Raw genomic sequence first — 20,248 nt, 5'->3', positions numbered from 1 at the left:
CCGGCCTATTTCGTCCCCATCGACGGCATCTCTACCCCTGCCGCCGGAACGGAGATGTTCCCATGACTGCACCTTTCATCGATCTCAGCGTCCATCACAACCCCAAGGGTCTGTCCGATCGAGTCGCTTATGGCTTCACCAAGGCCCTGCGCTGGTGCGCCGACACTTTTTTCGCCGAGCGTTACGGACACCGCGCTGTCGTCTTGGAAACGGTCGCTGCGGTTCCGGGAATGGTGGGCGCGACAATCAACCATCTCGCCTGCCTCCGCCGCATGTGCGACGACAAGGGCTGGATCAAGACGCTCATGGACGAGGCCGAGAATGAGCGCATGCACCTCATGACCTTCATCGAGATTTCCAAGCCGACGCTCTTCGAACGGGCCGTAATCATCGGCGTGCAATGGGTGTTCTATGTCTGCTTCTTCGCGCTCTACCTGATCAGTTCCAAGACGGCGCACCGCGTCGTGGGCTATTTCGAGGAAGAGGCGGTCATCAGCTACACACATTATCTTGCCGAAATCGACGAGGGCCGCAGCGCGAACGTCCCGGCGCCCGAGATCGCCAAACATTATTGGGGCCTGCCCGCCGATGCGACGTTGCGTGACGTCGTCCTGGTTGTTCGCGCCGACGAGGCGCACCACCGCGATGTCAACCACGGCTTCGCCAACGAGCTCGCCGGTCTGCCCGTCGGCGCGGTGGCCGAGTGTCCGCCGCATGTGACGCTGGAACCCAATTGGAAGAAGGCGGCTTGAGCGCAGGCCCAAGGCAAGGAGAGAAGGGCATGGATCGGCCGGTTACACTTCTGGCGAGCGATCCCGCCCTTCGCTCCGCGCTCGGGTTTTTGCTGACGCTCGAGGGGTTTGACATTCGCGGCGACGCCGACCGCGTCACCGGTTCCGTGTGCCTGGTCGTCGACCAGGGCTTTCGCGGCGACGGACTGGCATGGCTTGCCGGCCGTCGCGCCGCCGGGAACGCGTCGCCAGCCATCGTGCTCGCGACACATCCTGACCGCGCCGTTCGCGCCTCGGCCGCGGCGCTCGGCGCGCGGCTGATAGAAAAGCCGCTGACGGGCGACGAATTGACCGATGCCCTGACCGAAATCCTGACCCATCGCCTTGCCACTTGACCACCGCGACACCCATCGAAACAAGGGAATATAATATGCGCACCGCCTCTCCCCAAGCCATCGCCATCGTCAAATCGACCGCTCCGGCGCTTGAGAAGCACGGCGTCGAGATCACCACCGCCATGTACACGCGGCTCTTTTGCAACCCTGCCATTGAGGCGCTGTTCGACAAGGCGGCCCAGCGCAGCGGCGAGCAGCCGCGACGCCTTGCGGGCGCCATCCTTGCCTACGCGCGCAATATCGACAAGCTTGCGAACCTCGGTACGGCGGTCTCGCGCATGGTCGCGCGCCATGTCGAGACCGGCGTCAAGGCCGAACATTATCCCTATGTCGCCGAGGCCCTGCTTCCTGCGATCCGCGACGTGCTCGGGGCCGACGTCGCTACCGACGAGGTGCTGGCGGCTTGGAGAGAGGCTTATTGGATGCTCGCCGACATTCTCATCGCAGCCGAGGCGCAAGCCTATGAAGACGCCTTAGCAGCCTGACCGGGTAGATCGAATGCAACCGCAATTATCCGAGCAGGACCTCGCGAAGCTCATTCCCGAATTTTACGCGCGGGTCAGGGCCGATCCGGTTCTTGGTCCGGTCTTCAACCGCGCAATCGCGGACTGGGACGAGCACCTTGAAAAGCTGCAAGCCTTCTGGTCGTCGATCATGCTGACGAGCGGGCGTTACAAGGGCCAGCCGATGGTCGCCCATCTGCGTCACGAAGGTACCATGACCATGGCGAATTTCGACCGCTGGCTGGCGTTGTGGCGAAGAACCACCGGAGATCTTCTCGATCCGGATATTGCGGCCGCACTTCAGGCGAAGGCAGCGCGGATCGCCGAAAGCCTGCAGCTTGGCGTCCAGTTCCAGCGCGAACGATTGGCGAGATCATGACGACCACCCTGCCCGCCGGTGTTCGATCCTACAAACGGACCGCCACATTTACTGAAGCGACGACGCCCGCTGCCTTGATGAACGACCATGCGACGAAAGAGGGCGTCTGGGGTCTGATTCACGTCGAAGAGGGCAGATTGCGCTACCTTGTGACCGACGAACGACGGCTCTTTTGCGAAATAATCATCACGCCGGAGAGCGAACCGGGCATTGTCGAACCTACGATCGCGCACAGAGTCGAAGCGGTTGGGCGAGTGCGGTTCTTCGTTGAATTCCTGCGGTGAACCCCGAACGCGCAGCCCGCCGGTGGCGGCCCGCCGATTCCGGGGGAGCATCTCAGGGACGCGGCCGTTCCCGGCGCTTTCGACTAGCTGAGCTTCGACAGATGCTCGACGAGCAGGGGCTGGAGTTGTCGCAGCTCTTCGCGATGTGCCGCAGATAGAATCGACAGGATATCAAGTGCCTGTGGTGTCAGTCTGAGCAAAGCCCGCCGGCGATCGGATTGCGTCAGCTCGCGGCGAACAAGACCCAATGTCTCGAGCCGGTCTATCAACTCGGACGCGGAGTGAGGTCTCACGATCAGGCGCCGTGCAACATATCCGACCGTCGCTTCGTCGGGCGGCGCCCCGCGGATCGCCAACAGCGCTTGGTGCTGTTGCGGCTTCAACCCCGCTTCCGCTGCCTTGGTCTCGCTGAAAACCTGGAAGCGCCGCAGCGCATAGCGGAATTCGGCCAGTGCGGCATAATCGATGTCCGTCGAATTCGCAGCCATGAACGCCCCTTATTGAATTATATCGCATTACGATATAATTGCGCCGCCTCCGTCATTCGAAAGAGGCATATGGTGAGCTTTCCTTCTGCACGGACGATCCCCGGCCATCAACTTGCCGACCATAGCGCCGACGCCAGAATGATATTTCTTTCGCTTCTGGCGCCGGTGGTCGGCACAGGCGGGGCGTTCGGCGCGTGGGTCCTGATCAAATCGATCGCCATCGCCAGCAACGCCTTCTGGTTTGGACGGATTTCGGCCGAGGCGGCGGAAATCTCGGATGCCGCCGTGGGTTTGGCCGTTGTTGCCGTCCCCGTCATCGGCAGCCTGATCATCGGTCTGATGGCGCGCTTCGGTTCGGAGAAGATACGCGGCCACGGTATTCCCGAGGCGATCGAGACGATCCTGTTCGGTGAAAGCCGCCTGTCGCTGAAAGTCGCAATTCTCAAGCCGATATCTGCCGCCATTTCGATCGGAAGCGGAGGAGGGATCCACTGTATAGACCCATCCAATTGGTTTATATCTGTTTATCTTATAACGGCTCTCAAAATACCCCCTTCGCTACCCCCAAATTGGGACCATTGCGACGGACTGACTCTCGTATGCGACAGATCGTTCTTCCGACCTGTCATCCTGGAGCTTGGGTGCATAAGTGAAGTCGAGCGATCTGGTCGTCCGTAAACTTCAACTTCATCGGCTCCAATCAAAGTGTCTGGCCATCGTCGATGGTAAAAAGACCGCCAGTAACCGGCGCGCTGGCATCCGAACAGAGATAGAGCAGCAATGGATCCAGTGCATCGGTCTGCATCAGGCGTTTGCGCGGAAAACTATCGAGAAGCGCCCTGCCCTTCTCGATTTCCCAGAGCCCGCTGGTCATGTCGGTTTCCATGTAACCGGGGGCGATAGTATTGACGTTAATTCCCTTCCCCGCCCAGTCCTTTGCTAGCAGGCGTCCCATCTGGGCAACGGCAGCTTTCGAGGCCCCATATGGAACGATGCCCTGAAAGGGATGCTGCCCCGTGACCGAACCAATCAGAACGACACGGCCGGCCCCGCTTGCACCAATGTCACTGGTCACCATCCGGCGCGCACCTTCGCGAGCAGTCAAGAACGCGCCGCGCACATTCACACTCATCGTAAAATCGAAATCATCGATGGAAAGACCCAGCGCGCTTCCGGGAGGACTGACGCCGGCATTGGCAACAATCGTATCCACAGGACCAAATGCGCGCTCTGCCGCATCATAGGCAGCGATGGTGGAAGCCTCATCGGCAACGTCCATACCGACAGCGATCGCCGCGCCGCCGCGGTTGCGAATTTCCGCGCAAAGTTCTTCCAACTGTTCGGTTCGCCGGGCGGCGGCTATGACCCGCGCCCCCGATTTGGCGAGCAAAGCAGCAAAACGCCGTCCTATCCCCGAAGACGCACCGGTCACCAAAGCAGTCCGGCCCGCGAGATCAAATGTGAGATTCATGCCCATGCCGTGGATTCATCTCCTTTTTCTCGCCCGGTGCAGCCGGACCCCGAGGTACATCAGTCCTCGGGAGCGATGCGCGCGCGACTTATATTCGCGTCTGCGAGCCTGACCTGGCAGGCGAGGCGCGACCGGCCCGTTCGGCAGCTCGTGGAATCGAGCAGGTCGTCTTCATCCGCCGATGGTTCGGACAAGACCGCTTCGCCATCTTCGATATAGACATGACAGGTGGCGCACGAGCAGCAACCGCCGCACATAGCTACCATTTCATCGATGCCGGCATCACGAATGGCTTCCATCAGCGAGAACTCTGTATCAGCCTCGATGATATGCTCGCTGCCGTCGCGCAGAATTATTGTGATTTCGGACATGTCTTTTTCCTCAAATTTCGGGTTGGCGATTTGCCATCAAGGCCGCGTCTGCGCGACCGCGATCGCCGCGAGTTCGGGAATGGCGCGCGCGCGATTGTGCGCTTCGGCGGAAGAGGCGGTGCCGCGGATCGCCCTCCCCTTGATACCGTGGAAGATCGCGGCGAGACGGAAGAAGTTGAACGCCAGCGCGAACGGATAGTCAGCGTCGGACAGGCCGGTGCGACGGCAATAGTCGCCGACATATCGGGCTTCGGAAGGGATGCCGAGGGTTTCGAGATTGGCGCCCGCGAGCCCCGCCACGATATGCGGCGGTGTCCTGTACATCATCGCATGATAGGCGAAATCCGCGAAAGGATGACCGAGGGTTGACAGCTCCCAATCAAGCACAGCGACGATACGTGGCTCGGTCGGGTGGAAAATCATATTATCGCACCGGAAGTCACCATGCACGATCGCAGTAACATCGGACGCGGGAATATGGGCCGGGAGCCACTCCAGCATATAATCCATATTTGGATCGCGCCCGGCGAGATCGTCGGCGAGATATTGTTTCGACCAGCGGCCGATCTGCCGCTCGAAATAATTGCCCGACTTACCGAAATCTCCCAGACCGTTTGCCGCCGGATCGAACCCGTGTAGCCGCGCGATCGCTTCGTTCATGGCATCGAAATATAAGGGTCGATCGGCCCGGGGCACCGACGGGAAGGTCGCGTCCCAAAAAATTCGGCCTTCCACCAATTCCATGACGTAAAAGGGGGTACCTATGACTTTCGGATTTTCGCAAAGGGCGAATATGTGCGCCACGGGAAAACCGGCGGTTTCGAGCGCCTTCGTTACGCGGACTTCGCGTTCGATTGCATGGGCGCCCGGAAGCAGCGGCCCCGGTGGTTTCCGCCGGAGCACATACTGCGTTCGCGGTGTGCTCAGCCGGTAAGTCGGATTGGACTGACCGCCTTTGAACTGTTCGATGGCGAGCGGCCCCGCAAAGCCCTCGACATGCGATTCCATCCAGGCACAGAGCGCCTCAGAATCGAGCGCGAACCCTGCGCGCACCGTGGTGACGGCATCCCTGTCATCCTGTCCGGTCACAGACCCGCCTTCCAGTCGCGCTTAATCTTCTTGGCGAGGCTCCATTTGTGGACTTCGGTCGGGCCGTCATAGATACGAAAGGCGCGGACCTCGCGAAACACCTGTTCGACGATGGTCCGGTCGGTGACGCCGGTGCCGCCCATCACCTGGACACAGTGGTCGGCGATGCGCATCAGCGCCTCTGACACTGCGACCTTCGCCATCGAGCTTTCGACCGTGCCGAGCGATCCCGTGTCGAGCACCCCCGCGCACCAGTCGATCATTAGTTCGGCCTGCTTCAGGTCGATCATATTCTCGGCGAGCATAAATCCGACGCCTTCATGCTCGATCAGCGGTTTACCAAAAGCTTCACGGCGGTTGGCATAATCGGTCGCGATCTCGTGCGCGCGGATGCACGCGCCAAGCCAACGCATGCAATGAGACAGACGCGCCGGCGACAGTCGGACCTGCGCATAGCGAAAGCCTTCGCCCGCTTCGCCCAGCATCTGGTCGGCGGGAACGCGCAGATTGTCGATGGTCAGCGTCGCATGGCCGCCGGGCATCGAACTGTCGATCGTGTTCGGCACATGGTCGATGCGGATCGCCGGATCGGGCAGATCGACTAGGAACATGCACGCCCCCCTACCCTGAACAACATCTTCGGCCTTCGCCATCACGATGCCGACCCTCGCGCCCTGAGCGCCGGTGATGAAGGTCTTGCGTCCGTTCACCACCCAGTGATCGCCGTCGAGGCGGCAGGTCGTCTTCATCATCGATGGATCGGACCCGGCGCCGCCGTCCTCGGCGGGTTCGGTCATGAAGAAGGCCGAACGAACGCGGCCCTCCACCATCGGCTTCAGGAAGCGCTCCTTGTGTTCGGGGCTGCCTTCCTTGCCAAGCAGATACATATTGCCCTCGTCGGGCGCCATTGTGTTGCAGGCGAGCGGACCCAATGGCGACAGGCCGCTCTTGATAAGGACGACCGCCGTCTCGCGCTGGTTCAAATGGCTGCCATCGTCAAAGATATGCGGCGTCAGTACTCCGGCGGCGCGAGCATGCTCGCGCATTTCCATCACCATCTCATCGGTCGGCGCGCCATGATGGTCGCGCCGCGGGTCCTTCTCGTAAGGAATGACAGTCGCGCGGACAAAAGCCTCAACCTTCTCCGCGATCGCCAGCGCCTGATCCGAAATATCACTCATCATCCGTCCTTCCGATCACATTGCCGACAGGCCGCCGTCAATCACCAGCTCAGCGCCGGTGACGAAGCGTGCCTCGTCCGAACAGAAATAAACCGCGGCGTTAGCAACATCGTCGGGCACCCCGACACGCCCCAGCGGGATCTGCCGGGCCAGTTTTGCGATCACTTCTTCACGCCCGCGCCCCAGAACGAAGCCGTCGAGGAGTGGTGTGTCGATGAAGGTCGGGTGGAGCGAATTGCAGGTGATCGCGTCACCGCCCTTTGCGCAGTGCAGCGCGACCGACTTGGTCAGGTGACGCACGGCGGCCTTCGCCGAATTATAGGCGGCGAGATTGTCAGCTGCGACGATCCCGGAGATCGACGAGATATTGAGGATCGCGCCGCCGCCACTCCGCCGCATCAGCGGCAGGCAGGCGCGAATGCCGTAGAAGACGCCGTCGAGATCAATGGCGTGCGTGCGCCGCCAATCCTCGATCGATATCTCTTCGACCGAACCGGTCAGGCAGATGCCGGCATTGTTCACAAGGATGTGAAGCGCGCCGAACGCGTCCTCGATGGCGGGCAAGGCCGCAGCCCAATCGGCCGGATCGGCAACGTCAATTCTGAGGGCTACTGCTCCACCGCCAAGATCGCAGGCGACCTCCTTCGCCTTCGCGAGATCGACGTCGGAGACGACCACTTGCGCGCCTTCATTCGCAAAGTGCCGCGCTATCGCCGCGCCCAGCCCCGAGCCGGCGCCCGTTACCAGCGCGACTTTCCCATCGAGCCTGCCTGTCATTATGTCATGTCCATGATTGTCGCAAGGACGCCCGGCCCGCTTCCCGTCGCCACAAGCGGGCGGGAAGCGGGATGGCGGGCGTTTGCGTATTTTAGAAGCGCATCGTCGCTTCGACGCCGTAGGTGCGCGGCGCGCCGCGCGCGAGATAGTCGAGATAGAAGGCGTTGAGGTTCAGACCATAGGTATAATAGAATTTGTTGGTCAGATTCTTGCCCCACAGCGCGACCGAGAAGCGCTTGTCGAACGTGTAGGTCGCCCTTGCATTGAAGAGGACATAGTCGGGATTTCCGCACGCGATCTCGGGCGTCGCGGCGAGCACGAGCGATCCTGCAGCAGGCTTGTCACACGGGTTCTGGCCGTAGGATCCGAACGAGTCGAAGAAATATTTGCCCATATATTGGACATCGCCGCGGACCTGGAACTTGTGCGGACCGCTGTCGACCAGCGTGACGTCGACCCCCGCCGACGCCGTCCATTTGGGTGCGTTGGGGAACTGGTTGCCGTTGATGTTGAGCGTCAGGCTTGCCGGATCGGTCGGGTCGATCTTGTTGCCCTTATATTTGCTGTTGAGGTAGCCGACCGAGGCATCGAAGCGGATGGCGTCGGTCGCCTGCAGGGCAAGTTCGGCCTCGCCGCCGAAGACGCGGCCGTTGGCGGCGCGCAGGAACGACGTCGCGCCGACGATCTGGGCGATCTGCTGGTTCGAATAGTCATAATAGAAACCGGCGAGATTGAGCTGGAGCTTGTTTTCGAGCAGGCGCGTCTTCAGGCCGACCTCGTACGCGTTCACCTTCTCGGGATCGAGGAAATAGACCTGGCTCACATCCTGATAGGCGAGCCCGTTATAGGTGCCCGAACGATAGCCGCGGCTGTAGCTTGCATAGCCCATCACATCGTCGCTGAACTTATAGTCGACGACGAGGCGCCCGGTGAGTTCGCCCGAGGATTCCTTCTGGTTCAGAGCCGGCAGGTTCGGATTATAGGGCGAGCTGTAGGGCACGAGGTTCGCGATCGGCGTCACCCCGTCGAGCCCGAACAGGACCGTCCGCGCATTCTGATATTTCACCTTGTCCCATGTGTAGCGCAGGCCAAGCGTGATGCTGAGCTGGTCGGTGACGTCCCAGACGGCTTCGCCATAGATGGCGGTCGAGGGCCGCTTGAGCGTGAAGCGCTGGTCGGCTGCGATCGGCCCGAACGGCGGGGCGCCCGCCGCGAAGCAGGCGGCCTGCGCCGCGGTGCCGCCAGCGGTATTCGTCGCCGCGACGTCGGCGTTGAACGCGATCAAAGTGCGCGCATCGAAATAGCCTGCGGGATTGACCACCACCGGCGCGCAGAAGCCGGGGTCGGCAGGCGTCAGCGAGGGATCGAGCGCGAAGGCCGGCAGCGTGCGGAGCGAATTGCCGACCGCGATCGGGATATTGCCGTAATTGCCGGGCAGCCCTGCGCCCGAGAGGAGCGGGCGCAGGAAGCCGAAGAAGTCGGGCTCATTGTGCGTGTCGATCTTGTCCTGGCCGTAATAGAGGCCGCCGATCAATTTCAGCCGGTCGCCGTCATAGGTCAGGCGCAGGTCCTGGTTGAAATTCTTGCTCGCGCTGTCGTAGCGGATCGCGCAGATATTGTTCGGCGAACCGTCGCAATCGAAGGGAGCGAGCCGGTAGCGGCCGACATCATAGCCGGTGATCGAGGTCAGGGTGAGGTCGTTTCCGAGTTCGGCCTCGATGTTGAGCGACAGCCCCTTCGAGCGGGTGAAATATTCGCCGCCGGTATCCGATTGCACCTCGTTGCGCTTCAGCAGCCGTCCGCCGAGTTCGGGACGCGGATCGAAGCGCGAATAGCCCCCGGCGTCGGTGCGGCCCTGGAGATAGCCGATGCCATAGGGGAGATCCTGCCGCGGATCATTTTTGGCATAATAGGCCTTGAGGTTGATATCGATCGTATCGACCGGCTTGAAGCGCAGCGAAATGCGGCCGGCGATCGAATCGGTGGTGCCGAAATCCTGGTTCAGCGTCGGGTTGAAGGTATAGCCATCGCCCTTGCTCCGCGTGAAAGCCGCGCGAATGCCGGCCTTGTCCTCGGCAAGGGTCAGTTCGACCGCGCCTTCGGCCTTGATCGTGTCGTAATTGCCATAGCCGAGCGTGAGGTAGCCGTTGTTGCCCGAAAGATCGGGCTTGCGCGTGATGAAGTTGATCGCACCGCCCGTCGTGTTGCGCCCGTAGAGCGTCCCCTGCGGCCCGCGCAGCACCTCGACGCGTTCTAGATCGTAGAGCTGCTGGCCGTGGCTCGCGCGGAAGCTCTGATAGACTTCGTCGACATAGACGCCGACCGGCGATGCGGTCGAAGCCGAAAACTCGTTGGCGACCGAGATGCCGCGGAGCGAGAAATTGGGCTGGGTATCCGAATAGGCCGAGGTCACCTGGATGTTGGGCAGGCTTCCCATGAGGTCGCTCGTCTCGCTGACCCCGCGCGCCGCGAGATCCTCGGACGAAAAGGCGGAGATGGCGGCGGGGACGTCCTGCAGGTTCTGCGACCGCTTCTGCGCCGTGACGATGATCTCGCCAAGGCCGCCCTCGTTCGCCGTGTCGTCGGTCGCGGCGGCATCCTGCGCCGCCGGCGCGTCCTGCGCCCCTGCCGGAACCGCGGCGAGCGCAATCATGCTCCCGGCGATGAAAAGGGCTGTTTTCCGTGTTTTGTTATAAGGCATTTTCGCTCTCCCTGAAAATGTTCGTCGAAATCTCATCAGCTGGCCCCGCCCGGCGCGGGCACCGATGTCCGAAGGTCGATCATGCGTCCGGCTTCCCGGCTCGCATCGCGCAGCTTCTGTTTGTGGATCTTGCCGGTTTCGGTCCGGCCGACGCTGTCGAAGCGCCAGAGGCGCGGACGCTTCGGTCCGGCGAGCGTCGCGGCGATGTCGGCGGCAATCCGCCGCGCGAGTTCGGCGTCGTGCGGCCCTTGGGCCGCATCGCTCTCGACCAGCACCGCCACGACCTCGCCGAGGTCGGGATCGGGAAGCCCGAAAACCGCGCAGTCGCGGACCTCAGGATGCTCGATCAGCGCTGCCTCGACTTCGCTGGGATAGACGTTCACGCCGCCCGAGATGATCGTGAAGTTCCGCCGGTCGGTGAGGAACAGGAAGCCCTCGTCATCGACATGGCCGATGTCGCCCATCGTCGTCCAGCCGCGCTCGTCGAGCGCGCCGCGCGTCTTCTCGGGATCATTATGATATTCGAGCCCCGTCTTGCCTTCGAAATAGACGGTGCCCGTGACCCCCGGCGGCGCCTCGCGGCCATCCTCGCCGACGATGTGGATCGTGCATCCGAAGGCGCGCCCGACGCTACCGGGACGCGCGAGCCATTCGGGCGCTGTGATATGGGTGAAGCCGACGCTTTCGGTGCCGGAATAATATTCGTGGAGGATCGGCCCCCACCAGTCGATCATCGCGCGCTTGACCGAGGGCGGGCACGGCGCACCGGCGTGGATCGCGCAGCGCTGCGACGACAGGTCATGCGCCGCCCGCACGTCGTCGGACAGCGCGAGCAGCCGCGAGAACATCGTCGGCACCCACTGGCTGTGCGTCACCCGTTCGCTCTCGATCAGCGCGAGCGCGCCGGCGGCATCGAATTTCTCCATGCCAACGAGTCTCGCGCCGACGCGGAGCAGGTTCATCGCGAAACGCAGCGGTGCGGCATGATAGAGCGGCGCGGGGGACAGGAAGACGGTGTCCGCATCGAAACCGAAGAGCTTCGCGCCGCGCTCGACGCGGCGCGCGTCGCTCCCCAGCGCCTCGCCCGTGACCGGCCGGCGCACGCCCTTGGGGCGGCCGGTCGTGCCCGAGGTATAGAGCATGTCGCCGCCCTCGATCGGGGGCGGCGGCGAATGGCCGCCGAGCGCGGCGGCGAGCGGCGGAAAGCCGCCGCCATCGTCGAGACCATAGCGCCTGATGTCGAGCCCTTCCGACGCCGCCGCGCCGAGCGCGGCGAGATCGGGCGAAACGATCAGCGCGCTGGCTCCGCTGTCCTCGAGAATATAGCGCACCTCGCCCGGCGTCAGCTTGGTCGGGATCGGCAGATAATAGAGTCCCGAGCGCTGCGCTGCCCAGGAGAGCCCGAGGAATTCCGGCCGGTTCGAGACGAGCAGCGCGACCACATCGCCCTGCCCTAGGCCGTCGTGCCACAGCAGCGCGGCGACGCGCGCGCTGAAGCGATCGAGCTCGCCGTAGGTCCAGCGCCGCGCGCCGAAGACGAGCGCTTCGCGGGCTGGGTCGCGCGCGGCGACGGCGGCGGGCGACCAGCTCATGCCGCCGCGCCCGCGAACCGGCCCGACAGATGCGCGGTCTCGTTGACGCTGACGACCGCAAGACGATCGAGCGACGAACCCGCCAGGCGCGTGATCGACCCATAGTCGGGCAGGAAATGCCCCATGCCGTCGAGGCCGAGCGCCTGCCCGAGCAGGATGTTGATCGGAAAACCGTGGGTGAAGATCGCGACGGTCTCGAGGTCGCGGCGCGCGAGGAGATCGGCGTAGGCGTCGAGCGTCTCCGAGCGGAAGCGCTTCGGGTCGACACCGAAATAGCCCACCGGATCGCCCAGGAAGCGGTGCCATTCCGCCTCGCCGCGTGCCCGAATGATCTCTGCGTTGGCATAATCGACCCCGTAGCGATCGACCTCACCGAGACCCGTGATCGCCTCGGGGACGATGCCCAAACGGTCGACAAGCGGCTGCGCGGTCCCTTGGGCGCGCGCCATGCCGCTGTGGACGATGGCATCGACGGGGGTGTCGGCGAGATAGTGCCCGACATGCCCGGCCTGCTCGCGACCGAGCGCCGAAAGCGGCGGGTTCGCCGGGGTTGCACCGGCCTGTGTTTCGGGCTTGCCGTGCCGGACGAGGATCAGCTTCATCGTTCAGCTCCGCCCGGCCAGCGCGCGCAGCGCATGAAAACCGCCGTCAACCTTGAGATCGACGCCATTGACCCAGCTCGCGCGCGGCGACAGCAGGAAGAAAATCGCCTGTGCGATTTCCTCGGGCCGCCCGTGGCGGCCGGTGAGAGCTTCGGCGGCGGCAATCCGGTCGGCACCCATCGAACTGCGGAAGTCGGCGAGGATCGGGGTCTCGACCGGCCCGGGGCTCACGCAATTGACGCGGATTCGCCGCGGAGCCAGAGCCGCCGCCTCGTGCAGCATCCAGCGGTTGAGCAGCGCCTTCGAATGCTCGTATGCGAAGGTCCCGTCGAGGGTCGAAAGTTCGCCTTGCAACGCGCGGGGTTCGAGACCGAGAAGCCAGTCCTTGGCAGCGTCGTCGAGCGCGCAGCGCGCCGCGGTGATGCTCGACACCGCGACGATGCTCGCCCCCTCGGCCAGCCGGCCTGACAAGGCGGCGGTCAATTGCCGCGGCGCCAGCAGGTTCACCGCGAGCACCGCCGCCGTCGGCGCGGTGCCGGGCACACCCGCGACATGCGCGATACCGGCGAGCGGGCCGTCGATCTGTTCCGCCGCGCGGGCGACGGCTTCGGACGAAGCAAGGTCGCAGACGATGTCGCAACCGGGACCAGCAGCGCGGTCGAGACCGATCGGCCGGTATCCGGCATCGACGAGATCGCGGTAAAGCGCGCGGCCGATACCGCTCGCCGAACCCGTGACGAGGATCGTGCCGCTCATTGCCAGCGCACCTTCATCGCCGACCAGCCGGTAAACCAGTTGGACGGCAGCCGCTCGGGATCCCCGGCGAGCTCGATGGTCTCGATATGGCGGCCGAGCGCCTCGAACAGCAGCCGTGTCTCGAGCCGCGCGAGATGCGCGCCGAGACAGAAATGCGGCCCGATCCCGAACCCCATATGCGGGTTGGGCTTGCGGTCGAGCACGAGCCGGCCGGCGTCGCGGAACATTGTTTCGTCGCGATTGCCGCTCGCGAACCAGAGCACGACCTTGTCGCCCTTCGCGATCGCCTGCCCGGCGATCGCCGTGTCGGTCGACGCCGTGCGGCGCATATGGGTGACCGGCGAGACGAAGCGGCACATTTCCTCGGTCGCGGTCGGGTGAAGTGCGGGATGATCGCGCAGCAGCGGATAATCGCCCTGTCGCACCAGCTGTGCGAGGCCGCCGGTAACGAGAAAGCGCGTCGTCTCGTTGCCCGCGATCGTCAGCAGCATGAAATAGGCGTCGAGCAGTTGTTGCGGCTCGTCGCCCTCCGGAAAATCGGCCTCGACGAGCAGGGTTGCGAGATCGTCGGCGGGCTGACGGCGCTTCAGCGCGCCGAGGTGACGAAAATAGTCGAAGAGATGCTGGCGGGCGCCGGCCTGCTCCTCGTCGCTCGCATTGACGTCGGACATCAGATTGGCCGAGTCGACGAGATCGGGGGCTTCCTCGGGGGGCACGCCGAGCATGTCGGCGATGACGAGCATCGGCAGCCGGACCGCGATGCGATCGACATAGTCGAATGCTTCGCCGCGCGGCGCCGCGAGCACCAGATCCTCGGCGATCCGCGCGAAGGCTTCGGTTCGCCGCTCGACCACCGAGCGCGACAGGCCGGGCATGACGATCGCGCGCAGCCGCGAATGGAGCGTGCCGTCGCTGTTGTGGACGCTCGGCGCGCCATGCCCTTCGGCGCGGCGATCCTTGATCTGCGTCCCCTGCCCCGAGATGAAAAGCTGGCCGTCGCGTGCCGCCGCCGAGATATCGGCGTAGCGGACGAGCGACCAGAAGCCCGGCCCGTCGGGTTCGCGGTTGAAGGCCAGGCCATCGCGGGCGCGCAGCTCGCGAAACAGCTCATGCTCGCGCGAGCCCTGGAAAGGCGCAATATCGAGAAGATCGATCGCGCTCATGCCGCCGCGCCCCGGATCGTCCGGCACCAGATGAGCGCGCAGCTGCGGCCAAGCCGCTCGATCGTCGCCGCATCGGGGTCTTCGACCGCGAGCCCGATCTCGATATAGGCAAGCTGTTCGGTAAGCGCGCTCAGCCCCGCCGCGACCATCGCGGCATCGTCGAGCGGCGGGATCTCACCGCTCGCAACGAGCTGGTCCAGCCAGCGATGCGTTCGCTCGACATAGCGATTGCGCATCTTGAGCCACATTTCGCGAAACTCGATTTCGTCGTTTCGCGCCGCGACTTCGCGCGCCACGCGGAGCAGCTTCCGGTTCTGCGCATATTCGCGGAAGAACTGGATGTTCCGCCGCTCGAGCTGCGCGAGCGTGACCGCGCCGTCCTCGCCGACTTCGCGCCCCGAGGTATGACGGAGCTGCGCATTCATCCGGTCGAGGACCGCGACGAGGATCTCGGCCTTGTCCTTGAAGTGCCGATAGAAGAGGCCGTGACTCACACCGGCCTTGGCGTTGATGTCGACGACGCGAGTCGCTTCGTAACCAAGCTGCCCGAACACCTCGGTCGCCGCATCGAGCATGCGTTCCCGCGTTGCCTGCCCTTTGGGGGTCGGCGGCAGCGCCTGCTCGGCCTTGCTGTCTGGATTCTGCACCATCGGCACCCTCTCGATTCCCTTCGTTCGATGTCTTTTCGACTTGCGCTGATAGTGCGATAATGTAAAAGTGATGTCAATGTCACTTTTTCGATACACGGAGGCGAACGCGCTCCGGACTCGAAAAAAGGGCGAAAAACATAGGGAAGAGGAGAGCATGATGGGCCGACTGGACGGCAAGATTGCCATTATCACCGGCGCGACGGGCGGCATCGGATCCGCGACCGCGCGCAAATTTCTCGACGAAGGCGCAAGCGTCATGCTCGCTGGCCGCGATGCGGGACGACTCGCCGAAGCGGCCGCCGCCCTGGGCGAAAGCGACCGCGTCGCGACCAGCGCGGGGCATCCCGCCGAAGAGGCCGATGTGGCGGCGCTCGTCGCGGCGACGATCGCGCGCTTCGGGCGGCTCGACATCCTCGTCGCCAATGCCGGTTCGGAAGGCAGCGTCGTCCCGCTGGTCATGGCCGACGTCGAGAGCCTCGACGAGGTGATGCGCGCCAACATTCGCAGCACCTTCCTCGCGATCAAGCATGGCGGGATCGCGATGGCCGATACGGGCGGCGCGATCGTCACCATGTCCTCGGTTACCGGTGAGGTCGGGGTTCCCGGCATCGGCCCCTATGCCGCCACCAAACATGCGATCCTCGGCCTCACCAAGGTCGCCGCGCTCGAGCTTGCCGCGAGCAACATTCGCGTGAACAGCGTCGCCCCCGCGCCGATCGACAATGCGATGATGCAGTCGATCGAGCAGCAGGCCGCGCCCGGCGACCCTTCGGCGGCGCGCGCCGGCTTTTCGGGATTGATCGCGATGCGCCGCTATGGTCGCAACGAAGAGGTCGCGAACGTCATCGCCTTTCTCGCCAGCCCCGAAGCCAGCTATGTCACCGGTGCGAACTATGCCGTCGACGGCGGCTTCCTGGCCGCCTGAGCGAGAGCGAGGGAGACAAATATGACCGACACCGAACCCCTGCTCGCCCGCCTGCTCGAGGAGCGCAAGGCGCGCCGCGGTCTGCCGCCCTATCTGCCGCAGGAAGATCGCGCGGTCGCGGCGCTGCTGCAAAGCTGGTACGATGCACGCGAGCCCGGAGCGACCGTCCGGGACGTCGCGCGGATGGGCGGCGGCGCGTCGCGCGAGCAGTTCATCTTCACGCTCGACCGCGACGGCGCCCCTGCCCGTTATATTTTGCGGATGGACCCGACCGAAGGCATCACCGAGACGAGCCGCGCGCGCGAATATGAGATATTGCGCGCGTTCGACGGCATGCTGCCGGTTCCGAAAGCGGTCTGGCTCGACATCGACGCCGACCATTTCCCCTGCCCCGCGATGATCGTCGAGGTCGTGGCGGGCGTGACCAAGCCGACCTCGGACCAGCTTTCGGTGACCGGTCTCGGCACGGTGCTCGGCGACCCGCTGCGCGATATCGTCCGCCCGCAATTTCTCGAGCATCTGGCGGCGATCCACAATTTCGACTGGAACTCGGCCGACCTCCCCTCCTTCACCGCGCCGACGGGCGATCCCAAACAGCCGACGCGCTGGCTGATCCAGTTCTGGAAGGAATTGCTCGAGCAGGATGCGGTGACGAAGGAACCCGTGCTGCGCCTCGCGACGCAGTGGCTCGAGGATAATGTGCCCGACTGCGAGAAAATCTCGGTCGTCCATGGCGACTATCGCACCGGCAATTATCTCTTCGACGAGGCCGACGGCCGGATCACCGCGATCCTCGACTGGGAGATGTGCTACCTCGGCGATCTCCACGCCGATCTCGCCTGGGCGATCCAGCCGGTGTTCGGCAGCCATATCGACGGCGTCTTTCGCGGCAGCGATCTCGCTCCGCCCGCGCAGTTCCTCGCCGAATATGAGGCCGCGAGCGGCAACCGCGTCGATCCCGCGAAGCTGCATTATTTCACCATATTCAATGCGTGGAAGAGCTATATCCTCGTCGCGGCGCTCGGCATGCGCGCGGCCCGCCAGGCGCATAACCACCAGGACGTGCTCCTCACCTTCCTCGCCGCGACCGGGCCGTTGTTCGTTGACGAGCTCGCGCGGCTCCTCATGATGGAGGAAAGCCAGTGAACCCCTCGGTCGACGATCGCCTCAACAGCGTCCTGCGCGCGCTCCATTCGGTGGTGCTCCCCGCGCTTCCCGAAAGCGCCAACCTCGCGCGCGAGCAGATCATGCTCGCCATGGGGCATATCCAGATCATCCAGGCGCAGCGCGATGCGACCCCCGGCTATGAGGAGGGCGAACGCGCCGACATCGCCGACATGGCCCGCGCGCTGCTGGCTGTCGCCGGCGGCGGCGAACCGAGCGCCGCGGCCCGTGCCGAGCTTGAAACGCGGCTCGCCGACAAGAACGGGCTCGCGCGCGAACGCGCCGAGGCGGTCCGCGAGGCAATCGACGCGCTGCTGCTTGCCGCGCACGCGGGCGACGAGCGCGACTATCACCGCCGTCTCGCCGCGGCGATCCTGCCGCTCGGCCGCGCGCGCGCCGACAAGGATCGCGGCTGGTTCGCCCCGATGGGCTTCGACAGCGAAAAGAGCGCGTGAGCGTGGAGGGAGGAACGGACATGATGATCGATCGCGATTTCCGAATGCTGATTGGCGGGCGGCTGGTGCCGGGCGCGGCGCGGCTGGCGGTCGAGAACCCTGCGACCGGCGACATCTTCGCCGAAGCGCCCGACGCGTCGCCGGCCGATCTCGACGCCGCGATCGACGCGGCGCGCGGCGCCTTTGCCGGCTGGCGCGACACACCGATCGAGGCGCGCCGCAAGGCGATTGTCGCGCTCGCCGGCCGGCTGATCGAAGAAGTCGAACCGATGAAGCGGCTGCTCACCCGCGAGCAGGGCAAGCCGCACAAGGATGCTGCCGAGGAGGTGCTCGGCGCGGCAAGCTGGCTCAAGGCGGCGGCGAGCCTCGACATTCCGGTGACGGTCAACGAGGACAGCGCCGAGCGCTACAGCGAGACGCGCCACGTTCCGATCGGTGTCGTCGCCGCGATCGCACCATGGAATTATCCGCTGATCCTCGCCTCGTTCAAGCTCGGGCCGGCGCTACTCGCGGGCAATTGCGTCATATTGAAACCCTCGCCCTTCACCCCGCTGACTGCTCTCAAACTCGGCGAACTCGCCGCCGATATCTTCCCGGCTGGCGTGCTCAACGTCATCAGCGGCGGCGATGCGCTTGGGCCCTGGCTCACCGGCCATGCCGGGATCGACAAAGTCAGCTTCACCGGCTCTACGGCGACCGGAAAGAAGGTGATGGCTGCGGCATCGGACACGCTGAAGCGAGTGACGCTCGAGCTTGGCGGCAACGACCCTGCGATCGTCATGCACGACGTCGATGCCGGGGCTATCGCCGAACGAATTTTCTGGGCCGCGTTCGGCAACGCCGGTCAGATATGTATCGCGTCGAAGCGCATCTATGTTCACGAGCAGGTCTATGACGCACTGCGCGACGCGCTCGTCGCCTATGCGCGCACGGTCAAGGTCGGCGACGGCGCCGACCAGGGCACGCAGATCGGGCCGGTAAACAACGGGCTGCAATATGAGCGCGTGCTCGACCTGATCCGCGACGCGCGCGCGCAGGGCTATGCAATCCTGACCGGTGACGACGAAGAGCGGACGCCCGGCCATTTCATCCCGGTCACGATCATCGACAATCCCCCCGAGGACAGCCGCATCGTGCAGGAAGAACAGTTCGGCCCCGTGCTGCCTCTCCTCAAGTTCGGAGATTATGAGGAAGTCCTCGCCCGGGCTAATGCCTGCGAATATGGTCTCGGCGCCTCGGTCTGGGGAGCGGACGAGGAGGCTGCCTGGGCGCTCGCGGAGAGAATCGAGAGCGGCAATGTCTGGGTCAACGAGACCCGCCATCTCTCACCCTTCGCCGCCTTCGCCGGCCACAAACAATCGGGCTTCGGTGTTGAGAATGGCGAGGCCGGACTTCTCGAATATCTGGTCCCCAAGACGCTGACCCGAAAACGGCGTCTTTGAAATGGTGTAGCAAGGGCGTCATCGTCGTTCAGGCAGGCTACCCGATCCATCAGCGCGACAAAGGTTCAAAGCTCCCGCTCTAGTGCGTGGGAGGATGCAACGGGCGACCAACAGCCGCTTGATTCCTGATGACCGATCCCCACTGAGCGATCCGTGCGAATTGTCAGTTCGTTCGCGTGTACATCGTCAGTGTTCGCCGTAGGTGGCGCGAAGCAGAACCGGAAGGTGGCACTGACGATGGAACGGTCTCTGGCGTGGGTTGCAGCGATCCAAACGAGCTACGCGGCCGGACGATTGTAGTGCCGGCGCCAAGCCTCGATCAGGATTTAAGTCTCGGCCAGCGAGTAGAAGATCTCGCCGTTGTCCATAGGCTCACTGGAGAGTTGCGAGTCCTCCCGCGACACTTTGCCGCTTTTTCACGCCTTCGCCATTTATATGATCTGCTGAAGCATATAGAATTTTTAACATATTTGGGTTCTGAGTCAGGAAGCCCCACATGATGACGCACCAGTCGATGGGGGTATCCAGTACAAGATCGAGCGCCTGCCGATACCCCCAAACCAACGCCGCCAAGGACGATTCTGCGTTCTGGCAGCACGACGGCAAAATCCTGAAACAACGCGATTTCAGGGACTAAGATCCTGATCCCGGAAGAGAAACCCGGCACTGTTTGTGCCCCGATTTCTAATTTTTTATCACGCATTTTCAATATGTTATGAGATATGGTAGCGGAGGAGGCGCTATAACTTTCGTCTCAGGCAATTTCAGAGCGTCTCCAACTACTCTGTAAAATCAGTGATTTATCTTGTAACGTGTTCGCGGTCGGCCGCCCTGAATCGCCTGAATTCCCGCTGAAATGTGGGAACGACTGTGGGACCAAATACCCCCGTTTTCGGCGGTATGAATCCCTGACAGGGACTCGAACCTGATGGCGCTGACAGTATTGAAAGTGAAGAACGCGAAGCCCGGTCGCCATGTCGATGGCAGGGGCTTGTGCCTGGTCGTGAATGAGGATCAGCGTGCAATAGGCACCCCCTTCGTGGGGTGATCGGCGTGCAAAAAGGACCCCTTCATCCCGGGGATTTAGTCGGCCGACTGGTTTTGATCAGTTGGCGAGAACGGGATGTTG

At 63.6% G+C, this 20,248-nt stretch carries 22 protein-coding genes and 2 pseudogenes; 10 read left to right on the top strand and 14 right to left on the bottom strand.

The genetic code is table 11. The features are described from left to right. Nucleotides 1–62: 62 nt before the first annotated feature. From L0963_RS19015 to L0963_RS18995, 5 genes are read left to right on the top strand one after another with little or no spacing between them, the layout of a single operon-like run. The gene (locus tag L0963_RS19015; RefSeq protein WP_234181269.1) at nt 63–752 is read left to right on the top strand and encodes an alternative oxidase; all 690 of its coding nucleotides are present in this window, start codon (nt 63–65) and stop codon (nt 750–752) included. Nucleotides 753–781: 29 nt separating this feature from the next. Continuing rightward, a complete protein-coding gene (locus L0963_RS19010) occupies nt 782–1,126 on the top strand; it encodes a histidine kinase (RefSeq protein ID WP_234181267.1) in 345 nt (114 codons plus the stop codon). 35 nt (nt 1,127–1,161) lie between these two features. Continuing rightward, nucleotides 1,162–1,611: a globin domain-containing protein gene (locus tag L0963_RS19005; protein ID WP_234181265.1), complete on the top strand. Its 450-nt coding sequence runs from the start codon at nt 1,162–1,164 to the stop codon at nt 1,609–1,611. 13 nt (nt 1,612–1,624) lie between these two features. Continuing rightward, on the top strand, nt 1,625–2,008 hold the full coding sequence (locus tag L0963_RS19000; protein WP_234181262.1) for a group III truncated hemoglobin: 384 nt from the start codon (nt 1,625–1,627) through the stop codon (nt 2,006–2,008). Then, the gene (locus L0963_RS18995; RefSeq protein WP_234181261.1) at nt 2,005–2,292 is read left to right on the top strand and encodes a DUF1971 domain-containing protein; all 288 of its coding nucleotides are present in this window, start codon (nt 2,005–2,007) and stop codon (nt 2,290–2,292) included. Before L0963_RS19000 ends, L0963_RS18995 begins: the two co-directional genes overlap by 4 nt. An 83-nt stretch (nt 2,293–2,375) precedes the next feature. On the opposite strand, the gene L0963_RS18990 is transcribed toward L0963_RS18995, so the two are convergent. After that, nucleotides 2,376–2,780, bottom strand: a complete 405-nt coding sequence (locus L0963_RS18990) for a MarR family winged helix-turn-helix transcriptional regulator (protein ID WP_234181259.1) — start codon at nt 2,778–2,780, stop codon at nt 2,376–2,378. A gap of 138 nt (nt 2,781–2,918) precedes the next feature. Between L0963_RS18990 and L0963_RS18985 the strand changes: the two are divergent. Further along, a pseudogene (locus L0963_RS18985) lies at nt 2,919–3,263 on the top strand (chloride channel protein); the annotation flags it as partial. A 217-nt stretch (nt 3,264–3,480) separates the two neighbouring features. Here the strand turns inward: L0963_RS18985 and L0963_RS18980 are convergent. The 11 genes from L0963_RS18980 to L0963_RS18930 all read right to left on the bottom strand — a co-directional run bounded on the left by L0963_RS18980 (nt 3,481) and on the right by L0963_RS18930 (nt 15,133). Further along, complete coding sequence (locus tag L0963_RS18980; RefSeq protein WP_326490206.1) at nt 3,481–4,257, bottom strand: SDR family NAD(P)-dependent oxidoreductase; 777 nt, start codon at nt 4,255–4,257, stop codon at nt 3,481–3,483. Between the two features lie 53 nt (nt 4,258–4,310). Then, nucleotides 4,311–4,622, bottom strand: coding sequence for a 2Fe-2S iron-sulfur cluster-binding protein (locus tag L0963_RS18975; protein WP_234181257.1), 312 nt, complete (start codon nt 4,620–4,622; stop codon nt 4,311–4,313). Between the two features lie 36 nt (nt 4,623–4,658). Then, on the bottom strand, nt 4,659–5,711 hold the full coding sequence (locus L0963_RS18970) for a phosphotransferase (RefSeq protein WP_234181255.1): 1,053 nt from the start codon (nt 5,709–5,711) through the stop codon (nt 4,659–4,661). Then, the gene (locus tag L0963_RS18965; protein WP_234181253.1) at nt 5,708–6,895 is read right to left on the bottom strand and encodes an acyl-CoA dehydrogenase family protein; all 1,188 of its coding nucleotides are present in this window, start codon (nt 6,893–6,895) and stop codon (nt 5,708–5,710) included. Before L0963_RS18965 ends, L0963_RS18970 begins: the two co-directional genes overlap by 4 nt. 12 nt (nt 6,896–6,907) lie before the next feature. Next, entirely contained in the window at nt 6,908–7,669 is a 762-nt protein-coding gene (locus L0963_RS18960; RefSeq protein ID WP_234181245.1) for a glucose 1-dehydrogenase, read from the bottom strand. Between the two features lie 91 nt (nt 7,670–7,760). After that, nucleotides 7,761–10,322: a TonB-dependent receptor gene (locus L0963_RS18955; RefSeq protein ID WP_234181243.1), complete on the bottom strand. Its 2,562-nt coding sequence runs from the start codon at nt 10,320–10,322 to the stop codon at nt 7,761–7,763. Between the two features lie 83 nt (nt 10,323–10,405). Continuing rightward, nucleotides 10,406–11,962 (bottom strand): AMP-binding protein, encoded by a 1,557-nt coding sequence (locus tag L0963_RS18950; protein ID WP_234181241.1) that lies wholly within the window; start codon nt 11,960–11,962, stop codon nt 10,406–10,408. Continuing rightward, on the bottom strand, nt 11,959–12,564 hold the full coding sequence (locus tag L0963_RS18945) for a histidine phosphatase family protein (protein WP_234181238.1): 606 nt from the start codon (nt 12,562–12,564) through the stop codon (nt 11,959–11,961). Before L0963_RS18945 ends, L0963_RS18950 begins: the two co-directional genes overlap by 4 nt. A 3-nt stretch (nt 12,565–12,567) precedes the next feature. Beyond that, entirely contained in the window at nt 12,568–13,320 is a 753-nt protein-coding gene (locus tag L0963_RS18940; protein WP_234181236.1) for an SDR family oxidoreductase, read from the bottom strand. Continuing rightward, nucleotides 13,317–14,483 (bottom strand): cytochrome P450, encoded by a 1,167-nt coding sequence (locus L0963_RS18935; protein ID WP_234181234.1) that lies wholly within the window; start codon nt 14,481–14,483, stop codon nt 13,317–13,319. Before L0963_RS18935 ends, L0963_RS18940 begins: the two co-directional genes overlap by 4 nt. Continuing rightward, nucleotides 14,480–15,133 (bottom strand): TetR/AcrR family transcriptional regulator, encoded by a 654-nt coding sequence (locus L0963_RS18930; RefSeq protein WP_234181231.1) that lies wholly within the window; start codon nt 15,131–15,133, stop codon nt 14,480–14,482. Before L0963_RS18930 ends, L0963_RS18935 begins: the two co-directional genes overlap by 4 nt. A gap of 154 nt (nt 15,134–15,287) precedes the next feature. Between L0963_RS18930 and L0963_RS18925 the strand changes: the two genes are divergently transcribed. Genes L0963_RS18925 through L0963_RS18910 form a run of 4 tightly spaced genes read left to right on the top strand, consistent with a single transcriptional unit; the run spans nt 15,288 to nt 19,119 of the window. Continuing rightward, complete coding sequence (locus L0963_RS18925) at nt 15,288–16,058, top strand: SDR family NAD(P)-dependent oxidoreductase (RefSeq protein ID WP_234181230.1); 771 nt, start codon at nt 15,288–15,290, stop codon at nt 16,056–16,058. A 21-nt stretch (nt 16,059–16,079) separates the two neighbouring features. Continuing rightward, complete coding sequence (locus L0963_RS18920) at nt 16,080–17,204, top strand: phosphotransferase family protein (RefSeq protein WP_234181228.1); 1,125 nt, start codon at nt 16,080–16,082, stop codon at nt 17,202–17,204. Further along, nucleotides 17,201–17,677, top strand: a complete 477-nt coding sequence (locus L0963_RS18915) for a hypothetical protein (protein ID WP_234181226.1) — start codon at nt 17,201–17,203, stop codon at nt 17,675–17,677. The genes L0963_RS18920 and L0963_RS18915 overlap by 4 nt, the downstream gene beginning before the upstream one ends. A gap of 20 nt (nt 17,678–17,697) precedes the next feature. Then, nucleotides 17,698–19,119 (top strand): aldehyde dehydrogenase family protein, encoded by a 1,422-nt coding sequence (locus tag L0963_RS18910; protein WP_234181224.1) that lies wholly within the window; start codon nt 17,698–17,700, stop codon nt 19,117–19,119. A gap of 163 nt (nt 19,120–19,282) precedes the next feature. On the opposite strand, the pseudogene L0963_RS18905 reads toward L0963_RS18910, so the two are convergent. Together L0963_RS18905 and L0963_RS18900 are read right to left on the bottom strand one after the other, a co-directional pair. Next, nucleotides 19,283–19,481, bottom strand: a pseudogene (locus tag L0963_RS18905) (integrase core domain-containing protein); the annotation flags it as partial. Between the two features lie 10 nt (nt 19,482–19,491). Beyond that, nucleotides 19,492–19,692 (bottom strand): hypothetical protein, encoded by a 201-nt coding sequence (locus tag L0963_RS18900; protein ID WP_234181280.1) that lies wholly within the window; start codon nt 19,690–19,692, stop codon nt 19,492–19,494. Between the last annotated feature and the right edge of the window lie 556 nt (nt 19,693–20,248).

The sequence above is a fragment of the Sphingopyxis sp. NFH-91 genome, assembly GCF_021401285.1.
Lineage (GTDB): Bacteria > Pseudomonadota > Alphaproteobacteria > Sphingomonadales > Sphingomonadaceae > Sphingopyxis > Sphingopyxis terrae_A.
This window is presented reverse-complemented; position numbering and strand designations above follow the sequence as displayed.

Excerpts from the sequence above, each read along its gene's own strand:
- L0963_RS18925 (WP_234181230.1), top strand. The coding sequence starts at position 15,288 with ATGATGGGCCGACTGGACGGCAAGATTGCCATTATCACCGGCGCGACG.
- L0963_RS18935 (WP_234181234.1), bottom strand. The coding sequence starts at position 14,483 with ATGAGCGCGATCGATCTTCTCGATATTGCGCCTTTCCAGGGCTCGCGC.
- L0963_RS18960 (WP_234181245.1), bottom strand. The coding sequence starts at position 7,669 with ATGACAGGCAGGCTCGATGGGAAAGTCGCGCTGGTAACGGGCGCCGGC.
- L0963_RS18945 (WP_234181238.1), bottom strand. The coding sequence starts at position 12,564 with ATGAAGCTGATCCTCGTCCGGCACGGCAAGCCCGAAACACAGGCCGGT.
- L0963_RS18920 (WP_234181228.1), top strand. The coding sequence starts at position 16,080 with ATGACCGACACCGAACCCCTGCTCGCCCGCCTGCTCGAGGAGCGCAAG.
- L0963_RS18995 (WP_234181261.1), top strand. The coding sequence starts at position 2,005 with ATGACGACCACCCTGCCCGCCGGTGTTCGATCCTACAAACGGACCGCC.
- L0963_RS19005 (WP_234181265.1), top strand. The coding sequence starts at position 1,162 with ATGCGCACCGCCTCTCCCCAAGCCATCGCCATCGTCAAATCGACCGCT.
- L0963_RS19015 (WP_234181269.1), top strand. The coding sequence starts at position 63 with ATGACTGCACCTTTCATCGATCTCAGCGTCCATCACAACCCCAAGGGT.
- L0963_RS18910 (WP_234181224.1), top strand. The coding sequence starts at position 17,698 with ATGATGATCGATCGCGATTTCCGAATGCTGATTGGCGGGCGGCTGGTG.
- L0963_RS19000 (WP_234181262.1), top strand. The coding sequence starts at position 1,625 with ATGCAACCGCAATTATCCGAGCAGGACCTCGCGAAGCTCATTCCCGAA.
- L0963_RS18990 (WP_234181259.1), bottom strand. The coding sequence starts at position 2,780 with ATGGCTGCGAATTCGACGGACATCGATTATGCCGCACTGGCCGAATTC.
- L0963_RS18950 (WP_234181241.1), bottom strand. The coding sequence starts at position 11,962 with ATGAGCTGGTCGCCCGCCGCCGTCGCCGCGCGCGACCCAGCCCGCGAA.
- L0963_RS19010 (WP_234181267.1), top strand. The coding sequence starts at position 782 with ATGGATCGGCCGGTTACACTTCTGGCGAGCGATCCCGCCCTTCGCTCC.
- L0963_RS18955 (WP_234181243.1), bottom strand. The coding sequence starts at position 10,322 with ATGATTGCGCTCGCCGCGGTTCCGGCAGGGGCGCAGGACGCGCCGGCG.
- L0963_RS18930 (WP_234181231.1), bottom strand. The coding sequence starts at position 15,133 with ATGGTGCAGAATCCAGACAGCAAGGCCGAGCAGGCGCTGCCGCCGACC.
- L0963_RS18975 (WP_234181257.1), bottom strand. The coding sequence starts at position 4,622 with ATGTCCGAAATCACAATAATTCTGCGCGACGGCAGCGAGCATATCATC.
- L0963_RS18965 (WP_234181253.1), bottom strand. The coding sequence starts at position 6,895 with ATGATGAGTGATATTTCGGATCAGGCGCTGGCGATCGCGGAGAAGGTT.
- L0963_RS18980 (WP_326490206.1), bottom strand. The coding sequence starts at position 4,257 with ATGGGCATGAATCTCACATTTGATCTCGCGGGCCGGACTGCTTTGGTG.
- L0963_RS18940 (WP_234181236.1), bottom strand. The coding sequence starts at position 13,320 with ATGAGCGGCACGATCCTCGTCACGGGTTCGGCGAGCGGTATCGGCCGC.